This window comes from Neolewinella agarilytica, assembly GCF_900110645.1.
In the GTDB taxonomy this organism is placed as follows: Bacteria; Bacteroidota; Bacteroidia; order Chitinophagales; family Saprospiraceae; genus Neolewinella; species Neolewinella agarilytica.
The window spans coordinates 19121-33652 of record NZ_FOFB01000016.1; the positions used below are offsets into that span (position 1 = coordinate 19121).

Annotated in this window: 7 protein-coding genes; 2 read left to right on the top strand and 5 right to left on the bottom strand. The window is 52.4% G+C overall.

All coding sequences use genetic code 11. From position 1 onward, the window contains the following. Nucleotides 1-40: 40 nt before the first annotated feature. The 4 genes from BM123_RS14545 to BM123_RS14560 form a co-directional block, all read right to left on the bottom strand. Nucleotides 41-1507 carry a RagB/SusD family nutrient uptake outer membrane protein gene (locus BM123_RS14545; protein ID WP_090169797.1) on the bottom strand — a complete coding sequence of 489 codons (1467 nt, stop codon included), beginning with the start codon at nt 1505-1507 and terminating at the stop codon, nt 41-43. Nucleotides 1508-1543: 36 nt separating this feature from the next. After that, on the bottom strand, nt 1544-4603 hold the full coding sequence (locus BM123_RS14550; protein ID WP_090169799.1) for a SusC/RagA family TonB-linked outer membrane protein: 3060 nt from the start codon (nt 4601-4603) through the stop codon (nt 1544-1546). 295 nt (nt 4604-4898) lie between these two features. Next, a complete protein-coding gene (locus BM123_RS14555) occupies nt 4899-7694 on the bottom strand; it encodes a helix-turn-helix and ligand-binding sensor domain-containing protein (RefSeq protein WP_090169801.1) in 2796 nt (931 codons plus the stop codon). Nucleotides 7695-8000: 306 nt separating this feature from the next. Continuing rightward, nucleotides 8001-10061 carry a M13 family metallopeptidase gene (locus tag BM123_RS14560; protein ID WP_090169802.1) on the bottom strand — a complete coding sequence of 687 codons (2061 nt, stop codon included), beginning with the start codon at nt 10059-10061 and terminating at the stop codon, nt 8001-8003. A 500-nt stretch (nt 10062-10561) separates the two neighbouring features. Between BM123_RS14560 and BM123_RS14565 the strand changes: the two genes are divergently transcribed. Both BM123_RS14565 and BM123_RS14570 read left to right on the top strand, forming a co-directional pair. Then, nucleotides 10562-12541, top strand: a complete 1980-nt coding sequence (locus BM123_RS14565; RefSeq protein WP_090169804.1) for a T9SS type A sorting domain-containing protein — start codon at nt 10562-10564, stop codon at nt 12539-12541. After that, entirely contained in the window at nt 12538-13101 is a 564-nt protein-coding gene (locus BM123_RS14570) for a hypothetical protein (protein ID WP_090169805.1), read from the top strand. The genes BM123_RS14565 and BM123_RS14570 overlap by 4 nt, the downstream gene beginning before the upstream one ends. A gap of 128 nt (nt 13102-13229) precedes the next feature. Here BM123_RS14570 and purD read toward each other — a convergent pair whose 3' ends face one another. Beyond that, on the bottom strand, nt 13230-14501 hold the full coding sequence (gene purD, locus BM123_RS14575; protein ID WP_090169808.1) for a phosphoribosylamine--glycine ligase: 1272 nt from the start codon (nt 14499-14501) through the stop codon (nt 13230-13232). Between the last annotated feature and the right edge of the window lie 31 nt (nt 14502-14532).

Below are 14532 nucleotides of genomic sequence, written 5' to 3' on the forward strand. Positions count from 1 at the left end.
TTTGCGATAGTTTATAAATAGTTGAAAACATACGAGGGGATCAGTAGCCGGGGTTTTGGCTCCAATTCCCGTTAGAGAACTGTATCTCCTCGAAGGGAACGGGAAAAAGCTCGTTCTTCCCTGCCGTAAAGCCATCGATGGCACCTGCGGCCGCGCCCGTACGAACGAGGTCGAAAAAGCGATGGGCTTCTCCCATAAGCTCTAACCGGCGCTCGACCTGAATGAAATCTCCCAATGCCTGTCCGCTGGAACTAATGTCATGATCCATATCACCAAAAGCACGACGGCGGACCTGGTTTAAGTAGTCACGCGCCTGCTCATCGTTGCCCGTCGCATTAAGCGCTTCGGCGGCCATCAGCAGTACGTCGGCGTAGCGGATGGAACGGTAGTTATTCGGGTTGGTAAGGTTCTGATCACCAATGTTACTGTCGCCTTTCCGGGCAATGTACTTTCGGTTATAGTAGCCCGTATGCTCGTAGCCCGTACCGAATCCAGCACCCGTTTCTGCCGCCCAGGCTTCGATATCAAGGATGGCAACATCTCGGCGGCTATCGCCTGGCTCATAGGCCTCAAAAGCCGCCTGCGTGGGTACGTTGAAGCTAAAGCCGCTATCATAAACCGGCCCGGTGTGGTTCCGGATACCGTTAAAACCGACGGCGACGTTGCCTTCACTACACTGCAGGCAACCAAAGCCCGCACCTTCCGCATCGGTGTATTGCACCTCAAATACAGAGCCCGGTCCGTTTTCTCCGGTGTTCTCAAAAATGCCGGCAAAGTCAGCACTCAGCTGGTAGTTCCCTGATTGTATCACCTGATTGAGCACCTCCGCAGCTTCTGCATATTTTTCCTGGTATAAGTAAGCCTTACCCAGCAGCGCCTGGGCAGCGCCCCGGCTGACCCGACCAACCTGCGGAGCGGTCTCCGCTAAATCCGCCACGGCCAGCTCAAGATCTGACTCAATGGCTGCGTACACTTCCTCCACCGAGGCCCGGGGCAGGCTCGTCTCGTCACCCAGGGCAAAGCGCACATCACCTTTGATCGGGATGGGGCCAAACCATTTAACCAGTTCAAAATTGTAGTAGGCCCGCAGGAAGCGCGCCTCCGCCAATATCTGAGCCTTACCGTCAAACTCAATCTTATCCTTGAATTCCAGTAGGTAGCTCGCCCGGTTAACACCGGCGAACATCCAGTTCCAGATGCTCTTCAGTTGTTCGTTGACGGGGGTGTGGATCATATCGTCCACTTGCTGGATACCGATCACGTCGGTAGCACTCTCACCTCCGGCCAGAGTATTGTCCGAAGCGATCTCCCCCAGCATTACGTTGAGATAGGTGGCTTGCAGCAAATCGTAAGCAGCAATAAGGGCGTTCTCGTAGTCGGCCTCCGCATTAAAGTAGTTCTCCGAATCAATGGAGTAAACCGGAGTACGGCCGATGAAGTCATCCTCGCAGGCGGAGGTTCCCAGCAGCAGTAAAACGAAGGTTAAAAAGATATTTCTTTGGCTCATGATCGAGGTAATTCCGTTAGCTTGAGAGTAGGGTTATTAAAGTGTCAGGTTAGCACCAAAGAGGATGGTGCGGGCGATGGGATAAAAACCGTAGTCAATACCGCCGCCAATCGGTGCGCCACTCGAAGCGCCGGGGTCAAACCCTTTATAGTTCGACAGGGTCAGCAGGTTGTTACCACTCACGTAAAGTCGTAGTGAAGAAGACCGCTTAGCGCCTGCTTTGAACGGCAGGGTGTAGCCCAGCTGGACGCTCTGAAGGCGCAGGAACGAAGCGTCCTCCACAAAGAAGTCAGAGAAAACACCGTTGGCCGTAGCGGCGGTGGTGACCCGGGGTACTTCGCTGCTAGTACCGGCACCCGTCCAGCGGTCGAGGTAATAATCCAGGCGGTTAACGTCGGAGAGCGCGCGTTCGTAGTTTCTTACAATGTCTCCTCCCAGGGAGGCGAAAGCATAGGTGAGCAGGTCAAAACGCTTGTACTCCAACTGGAAGTTGAAGCCCATGGTCATATCAGCGATCGGGTCACCGATGTTCGTCCGGTCGTTCGGATCGATGACACCGTCATTGTTGGTGTCCACAAAGCGAATGTCTCCGGGCTGAGCGTCTGCTCCCAGCGCGATCTGAGACGGATGCGCCTCAATCTCGCTGGCGTTCTGGAATATTCCATCCGTTTGGTAGCCGAAGAAGTAACCAATCGGCTGGCCAACTTCCATACGGGAAGGTGCCAGCTGACCTACACCAAAAGCCCCTCCCTCGATAAAGCCCGTGCCGTTGTTAACTTCGAGTACTTCGTTATTCAGTGTCGTGAGGTTATAGCTCACGTTGAGTTTCCAGTCTTTATTGAAACGCTGCTGATAGCTGATGGCCAGTTCTAAGCCCTTGTTCTGAACGGCGCCGGCGTTGACGGTAGGTGCCGCTCCGCCCGGGGCGGAAGTGCCAACGATGCCCGAAACCGGAATATTGGAAATCAGCAGGTTGTCCCGGGTATTGATGAAGTAGTCCGCCGTAATGTTAAGCTTGTAATCCAGCAGCGCCAGGTCGAAGCCGACGTTGAATTTCTTGGCTTCTTCCCACTGAAGAGAAGGGTTGGGCAGCGCCCCGATGGCCGTACCATTGACGAGAATACCATCGAAAACATAAGTTGCTTCTCCGCTGAGGGTACCGATGTATCCGTTGTTGATGATCTGGTCATTACCGAGGATACCGTAACTGACGCGGAACTTGAGCAGATCGACGGGACCTTCGTCTCCGAAGAATGACTCGTCAGACGCAATCCAGCCCGCCGTGAAGGAAGGGAAAAAGGCGGCCCGGTTTTCGGGGCCGAATTTAGTGGAGGCATCCCGCCGCAGCATCGCCGTGAGGAAGTAGCGCTCCTGGAAGTCGTACTGAACCCGACCGAAATAAGACAGGCGACGCTCATCGTAGGAGTAAGAGCCTACATCCCGGGCGCCTTCGGGGCTGGTCCCCGTTGCCAGCGAGATGTCGGCAAACTCCCAGTCGTTGTTCGGTACGTCAAAGCCCGTAGCAAACAGACCGTTACCCAGTTCGCGGAATACTGTAGTACCGGCTGTTGCCGTAAAGTTATGTTTATCCGCAAGGGTGCGCTGGTAAGTACCGAACAGATCCAGCGAGTAGTTATTATCGTTAATCGCATTCTGCGACACACTACTGCGGGTAACGTCAAATACCTTACCGCCATAGTTGATCAGCTTACTGAAAGTGCGGCCTTCGCTGTTAGACGTATTGAAGCCTACACGACTGGTAAGGGTAAGGCCGGGGAGGGCTTTCCAGTCCAGGCTTACCTGTCCGTTAAGTTTGTTGAGATCGTAATCGTTGAAGGTGTTGGCAATTTGCGCCACGGGGTTGATCACCTCAATACCAAGACCCGGCGTATTGGGCACAAGGCTGGGTTCTCCGGTTTCATCGAATACCGGAAGAGTTGGCGGAGCGTTCAACGCGTTAAAGAGGACGGCACCGAGGCCGTTCTCGCTCAGGGCATCCCGGTCAATGTTGGTAAAGATGGCATTCGTCGTCAGCTTCAACTTATCGGAGAGGTCTACCCCAAGCGATAAGCGAGCGGTGTTCCGCGTGAAGTTGGACTTCTCGCCACCAATGATACCTTCCTGATTGAGGTGCGAACCACTAATGGAATAGGTCGTACGGTCACTGCCGCCGGACACCGTAACGTCATGACTCAACATTGGGGCAGTGCCGAAGACCTCGTTCTGCCAGTCGGTTCCCCGGCCGAGAGTACTGGCATCGGGGTAAGGTAATGCCTGCCCGCCAGCCGCATAGCTTTCGTTTAGCAGCAGGCCATACTCGGTAGCGTTTAGCATATTGAGCGTCTTGGAAGTTTCCTGGATGCCAAAGAAGGTGTTGTAGCTGACTTGCGTCGGACTGTTCTTATTTCCTGTTTTGGTGGTCACCAGAATAACACCATTGGCGCCCACGGTGCCGTAAACGGCAGCCTGGGCATCTTTCAGGACGGTAATACTGGCAATGTCCGTCGGGTTAACGGTACTCAGGTCTCCCTGATAGCCATCGATGATGACCAGAGGAGCGTTCTGCCCGTTCGTGGAGACGCCACGAATACGGATGTTAAGACCCGCACCCGGAGCGCCGGATTGGGTAGTGACGTTTACACCTGCCACCGTACCCTGCAGGGCCTGTTCAATTTTTACGGGCCGAAGGTCATCAATGGTCTCGTTATCGACCGTGACGACGGATCCCGTTACGTTTCTCTTTTGCTGGGTACCGTAGCCGATGACGACTACTTCCTCCAGCGCCTGTACATCAGCCCCAAGGGCTACATCAACAATACCGGAGGTACCTATCTCTCGTTCTGTGGTTTCAAACCCCGTGTAAGAAAACCGTAATGAGCTCCCCGCAGGAACATTCTCGATGACGTAGCTACCATCAAAATCGGTGACCGTTCCGGAGGTGGAAGCATCCGAATCCGACCGGATAACAATTACACTGGCACCGATCAGGGTTTCTCCCGTTGAAGCATCGGTAACGGTTCCTTTAACGGTAATGGTCTGGGCGGAAAGTCCCCCCCACCCCAATAGAAGGGTAAGCAAAAAAATGTAGTGGCGCATGTGACTTTAAGTTCTACAACTCCGCCGGAACGATGAGATTACAGCGGGCAACCACGCTCAATATTGAGCTCTCTTGATTGCGTTTCAAAATTACTTGCGCCAAGCTCTCTCTGCCTAATTTCATACCCCTACAAAAACGCTACCGGCGCTACGAATACCGGAAAAGCACGTTTTTGCAGCGGACTATGCAGTCGATTGCATTTTCATTTTTTGAGGTATAACACGGTAAAAACACGGGCTTGTATGGGTAATGTTGTGGTGAAAATTCAATCGAGGGAAACAGAATCGGGCCAGACTAGATCCCCATAATGTAATCCACCAGCCCAGTCTTCGCCTCCAGGTTCATTTTCTTCCGGAGTCGGTAGCGTTTCACCTCTACACTACGGGGAGAAATGTTGAGCATCGGAGCAATCTCTTTAGAACTGAGATTAAGCCGCAGGTAAGCGCAGAGTTTGAGATCGTTGGGAGAAAGTCCGGGGTGCAGCTCTTTGACTTTCTTGAAAAAGTCCTGGTCCGTATTTTCAAAAGCCTCCTTAAACAAGTTCCAGGTTTCCGCTTCATCAATGTTATGATCAATGGTTTTTATCACTTCCTGAATACGCCTTTCGGGGTCCTGATCAGACAGGAGCTTGTCTTTAATCTGTTGAAGCAATTCATTCTTTCGCACAAGACTCATGGTCGAGATGGCCGTTTCGCGGCTCTTACTACTGATTTCCTGCTGTAAATGCTGGTTATTGATCCGAATCAACTCCAGTTCTGCCTCCCGCTCACGGGCCGCCAGTCTCTGGTCACTCTCCTCCTGTAAGGCTTTCTGCTTGCGTCGGTAGTAACGGGTATAACTTCGATGTAAAAGGTAAATGAGTAAGCCGGTAACCAGTAGATAAAGCACCAAAGCCCAGTTAGATGCATACCAGGGGCGCAGTACTTCAAAAGAATAGCTCACCGAATTTTCCGCACTTCGGCGCCCGAGCAGGGATCGGGCCTCCAGCACATATTCTCCGTAAGGAAGCCCTGGAAAGCTGATGGTTGACTCCGTTGACCAGCCACTCCATTCTTCTGACAATCCAAGTAGCCGGTATTGGTAGCGCGGGATGAAATACTTTTCAAAGGAGGCGACGGCTAATTCAAAAGTTACACTATGGTCTTCAAAAGGAATCTCGCCTTCTTCTCCCAAAGCAAGAGGAATTGGATTACCCGCAGCCGGCAAAGCCGTGGCTGACGTAAGGTAGAGCTGGTGCTGATGCAATGGCACCGCCGAAAGTGCTAGCTGTAAATAACCGTCAGCCGTCCCGATGAGCAGGGTATCCCCTCCGATGGGGGTAATGTTCTCGTAGCCCGACTTAGCGTCGATCAACCTGGAGGGCACGGGGATGGTCTGTCGTTGCAAATCATCACTCAGGGCACCCCGGTGAAAAAAGCTGATGCTCTCAGCGGTAAAAAACCAAAGGCGCTTAGCCTCAGCAGTCATCTTACCAGAGGTATACTCCGTCTTGCTTATGGAATTACTCAGCGGAGCAGACCGCTGAAAACCGCCGTCAAAGTCTTGCAGCGTAAATACGCCATCCCGGGAAAAATACACGACTCCGTCCTGGAAACTGGTCAGGCCCGCATTTTTGCCTTTCTCCGGAGTATTGTAGAGCTTAAGGTCAGTAACCTTCCGGAAGCCCTCGTCCAGCTTAAGCCCGTAAACACCACGATATTCATGGCTGATATAGGCCTCCGATTCCGCCGAGGCAGCCAGAAAGCGGGCAGAATAATCAAAGCCATCCACCTTATTTCGAAATAGCCAGCGGCCGGATGTCAGCGTCAGCACGGATAGTCCGAAATAGTTCCCCTGAAGCAGGAGATCAGGCCGACCGGGAACCGGCACGAAGCCCCAGGTCCCCCCATTCTGCGCCCCCAGGCTTTCGGCCCGAAGACCGTCAATGGTGAAGGTCCCACGGTCATGTCCGCAAAAGAGCACTCCCTGATGCTGGAATAAAGACCACACCTGCCCGCGGGTTCCAGGGACAAGGCGAGGCAGGTCTCCTCCATTGACGGACTTAACGAAAAGCCCCTGATTACTCCCCAGATATAGGTTTCCGCCGTGAACAGCTGAGGCATGCACGGTCCCCAGCTGACCGGAATTGTCCGTAAATTTTCGAAAAGGAGACGACAAGTTGATACAACTGATGCCGTTGTCGGTTCCTACCCAAAGGTTACTTCTGGCGTCTTCAAACAGGGAAAGAACGGTGTTGTTTGAAAGTCCGTCAACCTGATCCAGGTGGTAGGCCAACTCTCCGTCCGGGCCGACGACGTATACACCATTCGAGACGGTGCCGAAGGCCCGGCCGCCCAACCGAAGGTTCGAGGCGCTGTAGACGCTCTTTCCTTCCAGAAATGGGTGTAGGCTTGTCTTTTTCAGTGCCCCGTCTTCCAGTCGGTAACAACCGTCAGTAGCGGTTTGCAGCACCAGCTCACCCGCTTTCCCCCATAGGTGTGTGATAAAAACGGCTGGGGATTCCTGCTCTAAGACCGCTACGGCCGTTCCTCCTTCCAGGCGAAAGAGACCTTGCTTCTGATCCGAAAAGTATAAGCTTTTAGCGGTTTTAAAGACTTTAGAAACGCCCCACTCGGGGGTAATAACCCTGATGCTTCCCTCCTCAGGCTGGTACAAAAACAGCTGATCAAGAGACTGAAAAACCAAGTAACCTTCGTGCAGGATAATGTTCCAGAAATGCTCATCGGGCAACATCTTATCCCGCTCGTTATCGCAGAGAGACTGATAGGCTAAGGCTCCGGAGGCCGTCCGCTCCCAGTAGCCAAAATCCATGTACATCCCAGTATAAATGCGTCCGTTATGGGCTTTAACCGAACGTACTAAGGTTTCATTGGGCGATGGATAGGTTGACCACCGCTGGCCATTATACTCCAGCAGCCCCTCGTTATTGGCAACGTAGATAAAGTCGGATTCGTCCTGACTCAACCCCCAGTTCTGGCTCCCGCCATTATACAGCTCCGGCTCAAAAGAGGCAACGGGCGGTAGCTCCTGAGCGAAAAGCTGCCAGGACATTAAGAGAAAGAAAAACCAAACGGGAATAATGCGAAGCATGTACTCATTTTACGTCGCGGAAGGTAGGAATTAATTAGGGCAAGCCGCAAGGGGGTATTAGTCGTATAGTAAACAAACTATGCCTGGATATACACTACCCTGGTTAATCTGGAACGTTTCTTGTTGGGTATTTAACCAAAAAGAGGGCGCGGCCGCAGGTGCAGAAGATTGCCAAAGGAGCAGGGTGAGGTTTTGACTTCCCTTGCTCTTTTAAGCTCCTGTCTGCACCTGCGGCCGCGCCCTATGCTGAGCCAGCTGAAATGCCCGAAAAGGATTGGCTGATCTAAGACCAGCATCAATCCGCTTTTACCAGATCCGAACCCGGTCTGCTGGTGCCAGCCACATACCGTCCCCTTCTTTGATGTCAAAAGCTTCGTAGAACGCATCGATGTTCACCAGAGGCTGTGTGGCCCGGGTTTTGCCCGGAGAGTGAGGATCCGTCTTCACCTGGTTACGCAAGGCGTCATCCCGGCTCAGCGTGCGCCACACCGTGGCCCAGCTCATAAAGAAACGCTGCTCTGGCGTAAAGCCATCGATGTTTTCCGGGCGGCCGTTACGCTCAAAATTGAGCATCAAGCCATCATAAGCGCCCAGCACACCGCCCAGGTCACCGATGTTTTCCCCCAGGGTAAACTTACCGTTGATGAAAACGCTATCCATTACCTCAATGGCGCTGTACTGTGCCGCCAGGGCATCTCCTCGCTTGGTAAACTCTTCCAGGTCCTGATCGGTCCACCAGTTGGCCAGGTTACCGTCGCCATCAAAACGCGCGCCGGAATCATCAAAAGCGTGAGAGATTTCGTGGCCAATGACGGCACCGATACCGCCGTAGTTAACGGCATCGTCGGCCAGGTAATCATAGAAGGGCGGTTGCAGAATGGCTGCCGGGAATACAATCTCGTTGTTCAGCGGGTTGAAGTAAGCGTTAACCGTCTGGGGAGACATACCCCACTCCGACTTGTCCACCGGCTGTCCGATCTCAGAAAGATTCTTATCCCGTCCCCATTTACTAACGGCAGACATATTATCGAAGTAAGAATTCTCCGCCGTCACTTCCATGGCGGAGTAGTCTTCCCATTCATCCGGGTAACCAATCTTTACGGTGAACTTGTCCAGCTTCTCAATGGCTTTAGCCTTGGTTTCAGCGCTCATCCAATCCAGCTTCTCGATGCGTTGTTGGTAAGCCTTAATTACGTCAGCGATCATTTCTTCCGCTTTGGCTTTAGCCTCAGGCGGGAACTTCGCATCCACGTAAAGCTGCCCGAGGGCTTCGCCAACCGTACCGTTCACGGTGTTGAGTGCACGCTCGTCAGCGGGCCGCTTCTCCTTGGCACCATTGAGGTATTTGGCGTAGAATTCCCAGTCTGCGTCCTCAATCTCCGTGGTCAGCTTTCCGGAGGCATCGGCGATGGTGTGCCACCGCAGGATGTCCTTGACGTCCGCCATCGGGGTGGTCGTCAGGAAGGTCTGCAAGGCCGCCATGTAGCGCGGCTGGGTGACGATGAGGGTATCGGGCGTGTTTTCAACGCCCAGGTCGCTGAGAAACTTTTTCACGTTCATGGAAGGAATCATAGCTTCCGTCTCCTCCAGCGTATGCCGGTTGTTGTAGTTGCGGGCATCCCGGCTTTCGACCTTGTTCAGGCGCGGTTCGGCCAGCTTGGTTTCCAGGTCGAGGATCTTCTTTGCTGCTGCGTCCGCTACGGGCGCCTCATCACCCAAAAATTGTAGCATCCGGGAGACGTGTTTGACGTACTCTTCACGGATTTCTATCGACTTTTCGTCTTCATCCAGGTAAAAGTCCCGGTCTGGCAAGCCCAAACCATTCGGGCCAACGTAAGCGCCGTTGACGGTGCTATTGCTCAGGTCAGGAAAAGAAGACAGGCTGAGGAAGGGATGACCAACGTTGGGGTTGGTCGCCAGCACCGTTTGCAGGTCCGTAACGGACTGAATGCTCTCAATGTCCTTTAGCGCAGACGCCAGGGGTGATACCCCGAGCTCATTCCGGGCCTCCACGTTGAGCTTGGTATCGAAGATGGCCAGTGCCTTGGCCTGGTCCGTGTCAGCCGTGTACTGACCACTTGTTTTGGCTTCCTCCAGGATGGCGAGTACGTCCGCATCGGTGGCTTTGGTGAGTACACCGAAGCCGCCCCAAATGGTTCGGTCAGCAGGGATGGTTGTGTTCTTGACCCAGCTGCCATTCACGTAGTTGTAGAAGTCGTCCTTCGGGTCAACGTCGGTGTCCATGTTGTCCAGGATGATCCCGTGGGGGCCATCGTCAACGGGAGGAGTAGTGGTAGTTGGGTCGCTGCCGCAGGCGGTAAGGGCCAGGGCGAAGGCCGCTAGACGTAGGTAGATAATATTCTTCATTGAATCCTTGTTTGTTTATTGCTTGGCCCGAAACGGTTTTACTACTAGAAACTAGGTTTTACTATGGACAAGCAGCAACCGCCTAAATTTTGCACATTTCGGGCGGTCACCCACAGAGTTGTAGGCGCGAAATTACGATGAATGGGTTCACTCAGAGGGGAAAATAGATAAACGAGCCAGTTTACTGAGTTCAGTATCGATGGCTTTTCGACGAATGCTGAAATGGAATCGATGGGACCAGGGATTGTTAGCGCGGTATTGGGGACATTCGAAACGTTACAATTTACCCCCTACTTACATGGAAGGCCCCGGAAGCCCATAACGAACTCGGTTTTGATTGGATGAAGATAGCTCCGCAATATAATGACAGGAGAAAAGTTGGAGATTTAGAAAGAATGCTTTAATTTTATTGCGTACTAATTTCCAACACTTAAAAACCACACCATGAAAGCTTTACGCTTTACGCTTTACTCATAAGCACGTTATTTAACGCTGAACTTATGGGGCAAAGATCTCCAATTTTTAGTAACTACACCCCAGAAAAAAATGAGCTTTCCAGCGCCGAATACGCCAGATTAAGCGCAAAAGCTCCGGCCTACGAGTTCTATAACATCGTAGAAACCCAGTCCATCGTAAAGATGCTGGCTGACGGCAAAGCCATTGACCTGGCCATCCCACAGCGGAATAACAAATCTCAATACCTGCTGGTAGAAGAACTGAATCTGGACAAAAGCAACCTCTTCTTGCGGGGAAGCATTGTGGGTGATAGCAGCAGCCTTGTCACCATCAGGTCCGAAAAAGACATGTTGTACGGGACGATTCGCAAGGGGAACCAAAGTTTCACCATTACCGGGATAAAGCCAGGCGTGTCGGTTATTTCACAGAATAAGCTTCGGATCAATACGCCGTACTGCCCACTGGACGGGAGTTTTTTCGACTCAGCCAGCGATTCTACTTTTGTTTCTCCCTATGATTTTAGTAAGTCTGGCACCCAGAAAATGGCGCTTTGCCCGGAAAGCAGACTGAATATCCTGGTAATGTTCACTACCGCCGCCGAGCAATCCGTACCTGATATTGAGCAGACCGCACGAAACTCGGTGGATCAGATGAACGGATTTTTGCACAACAGCGGCCTGGATTTACGGGCTAATCTCGTGGGGACGGTTGCGTTTCCAGAGTTTGTGGAAGGTAACAGAATTACTGATGATTTGGGCAGACTAGGTGGAAACGTAGCTGCTCTGCAAGGAGTTCAAGGTGCGGATCCAGCACTTGTTGATATTGTACAAGAACAGATTACGCTGACTGGAGCGGATTACGTAGTGTTTTTAACGGGAAGGCGAGAAGACGGAGTCATTGGTTTTGCCGATGCAACGGTGAATGGTCCTGATGATTTTGAGCTTGGCCCGCCCAACCGGCTTGCCATAGTGACTGCCGAAGCCGCTACTGAAGAGTTTACCTTCGGTCATGAGGTCGGTCATCTCATGGGGTGCCACCACCAGGCGGAGGAGATTATTGAATGCCCTAACCACGGTGAAAGTATCAATGGTGCTTTTTTTGTCTTGTATGATTTAACACAGTTTAATTATTTGGTGGTTCCAGACCCTAGTGGACCCGAATTCGCGCACTCCTTTGTTGATGATCGTTGCCGCACCTTCTTGGGAAAAAACAAGGCAGATGTATCCGTGATGTTTTCCAACGCGGCCCTGGATGGCCCACCGATTCTTAGAGAGCAGAAGTGGAACGTAGATTATTTGCCAGCCTACTCAAACCAAAACGATGACGACGAAGGGGATGAGCAGTCAAACAACGCGCGACGGATCCAGGAAACGACCGCCGAAGTGCTCGCCTTAGGTGATTGTACGCCGGGCGTCAACGTCACTGTCAATCAATTTCCACCGATTGTGGAACCCGGGCAAACTTATTCATTTGGCGGTTTTGCTACGGATTGTGATGGAACGCCCCTATACACTTGGGAAATATCTACGGATGGCGTGAATTTTACATCCATAGCTACCGGCTCTTCCGCTAACCTGACGATGCCCGCTGGACTGCAGCCTTTCGCCACCGTATTCATAAGATTAAGCGTACGCTGTGACGATGGTGACGGGCAGCCTTTAAACGACCTCACGGCTGATGCTCTGGTTAGTATTTTAGTATTGACTGATGACGATTGTAATGGTTTTGACTGTTTCGGAAATAGCAACGAACCCGGCGGCCAAGCCAAAGCACTGGCAGTGCGAGCGCCACAAATCGCGGCCTCTCCTAATCCCGCAACTAACCAAGTCGTAATCGATTTTGGGGTGAATATTGAGCGTTTTGAAGTCCTGAGCGGTAATGGAGACCAAATAATGCTCAATCGCCATACTGGAAAGAAGGGGCACCAGGTAACGATAAATGTTGCAGCTTACCGCCCAGGCCTATACCTGATTCGTGGGTACGCACCCGACGGAGTCGTAACCACTAAATTCATAAAACAATGATTCCTTTTACCTCCGGTCGGTTTTTCATGGTGCTATGTTGTGCGGTGGTAGTAATGTGGTTCGCCAGCTGCAAGAAAGAACCGATAGGAAGCCTCGTTCCACCGGGGTTTGATGGTGAAGCGGTTTACACAATGAATGGAGAGATGCGGACTAGCCCTGCGCTCGCATCTCACGACAGATCTTTACCTTGTAATATTTACATCAATGCCTCTGATCTTTCGTTTGGGCAACCGCAGGCACAGTTGATCATTAGCCATATTAACTTTTGTGAATTAGTCCTGGGGGATACGCTTCAAGTAGTTCTCAATGAGGATATGCAGGAACCAGATCTTCCTAGAGGAACATATACAGTATGGAACGGAGGTGATCTGCTTGCCGCAATTTACAGTCCTGCTGCTTCATCGACCATACAGGATAATTACGTTGTGATCACCGCTTATGACGAAGCCACGGGGCTCGTCAACGCCTCGTTCAAATTAGATTTGAGAAAAGGTTTTGGCAATGACGATGATTATCCACAGACCTTAGCCATTGAAGGGGAGTTAGAGGCGATTTTGTAGGGGCCACTAAGTTCGTGAAGCAATAATGACTCCTCTTTTGGGAGAAGACGCTACCACAGATACTGGAAGACGTAGAGGCTGGAGGTGCTACTGTTTACTAGTGATTAGCCGATCGCAAGCCAAATACCCTACAAATCAAACCCAATGTCCCCCCGGTAATTCACGCCTTCAAATTGAATCTTTTTGGCGTTGGCATAACTCTGCTCCAGGGCTTCTTCGAAGGTCTCACCATAGCTGGTTACAGCCAGTACACGGCCTCCGTTGGTAACTACCTCACCTGCTTCATTCCGCTTAGTGCCGGCATGGAAGACCATGCTGCCTGCTACCTCGTCCAGCCCCGTGATGGTTTTACCTTTTTCGTAGGCGCCTGGGTAGCCGCCACTGACGAGTACAACCGTAGCTGCCTGCCGCTCATCCATTTCGACGGTGGCGGTGGCTAAGGCTCCGTCGGCCATTTCCAGGCAGAGTTGCATCAGATCAGTATCGAGCCGGGCCATCACGGATTGCGTCTCCGGGTCGCCCATCCGGCAGTTATACTCAATAACGTAGGGCTCGTTGTCAACGGAGATCAGGCCGATGAAGATAAAGCCTTTGTAATCCAGGTTTCGTTTCCGGATGCCTTCCATCGTTGGTTTGATGACCCGTTGCTCGACCTTCGCCATCATGTCAGCGTCAACGAAGGGAGGATGACTCACGGAGCCCATGCCCCCTGTATTCGGGCCGGTATCCCCTACCCCGATACGCTTATAATCTTTAGCGACGGGTAGTACGCGGAAGTCTTTGCCATCGGAAAGGACGAAGACCGAAAACTCGATACCGTCCAGGAAATCCTCCACCACAACTTCGGAGCTGGCGTCTCCGAATTTACCGTCCAGCATTTCCCGGAGTTCCGCCTGGGCTTCTCCGATATCGTTAAGGATGACCACCCCTTTTCCGGCGGCGAGGCCGTCGGCTTTGAGCACGATGGGTGGCTCTCGGGTTTCGAGGTAAGCCAACCCTTCCGCCAGGGTGGCGGCGGAGAAAGAGCGGTATCCGGCGGTGGGAATGTCAAACTCGGCCATGAATTCCTTGGCGTAGGCTTTACTTCCTTCCAGCTGGGCCGCTTCGGCGCTGGGGCCGATGAAACGGACGTGGCTCAACGCTTCTTCTTTAGCGAAAAAATCCTGAACGCCCAGCACGAGTGGCTCCTCGGGTCCGCAAATGACCAGGCTGATATCCTTCTGTATTACGATCTCTTTCAGCGCCGGAAAATCTTTGGGGCTTACCGACAGGTTAGTACCAAACTCCACCGTTCCTGCATTACCGGGGGCAATGAATAAAGAGGAACAGAGGGGGCTTTGGCTCAGTCGCCAGGCGAGTGCATGTTCGCGGCCGCCGCCGCCCAGAAGAAGGACATTCATATATAATACTGGTGGTTCAGCGCGAAGGTAA

What these genes read in the sequence shown, in the direction of transcription:
- BM123_RS14570 (WP_090169805.1), top strand. Translation starts at nt 12,538, where the DNA reads ATGATTCCTTTTACCTCCGGTCGGTTTTTCATGGTGCTATGTTGTGCG.
- BM123_RS14565 (WP_090169804.1), top strand. Translation starts at nt 10,562, where the DNA reads ATGGGGCAAAGATCTCCAATTTTTAGTAACTACACCCCAGAAAAAAAT.
- BM123_RS14560 (WP_090169802.1), bottom strand. Translation starts at nt 10,061, where the DNA reads ATGAAGAATATTATCTACCTACGTCTAGCGGCCTTCGCCCTGGCCCTT.
- BM123_RS14545 (WP_090169797.1), bottom strand. Translation starts at nt 1,507, where the DNA reads ATGAGCCAAAGAAATATCTTTTTAACCTTCGTTTTACTGCTGCTGGGA.
- BM123_RS14550 (WP_090169799.1), bottom strand. Translation starts at nt 4,603, where the DNA reads ATGCGCCACTACATTTTTTTGCTTACCCTTCTATTGGGGTGGGGGGGA.
- purD (WP_090169808.1), bottom strand. Translation starts at nt 14,501, where the DNA reads ATGAATGTCCTTCTTCTGGGCGGCGGCGGCCGCGAACATGCACTCGCC.
- BM123_RS14555 (WP_090169801.1), bottom strand. Translation starts at nt 7,694, where the DNA reads ATGCTTCGCATTATTCCCGTTTGGTTTTTCTTTCTCTTAATGTCCTGG.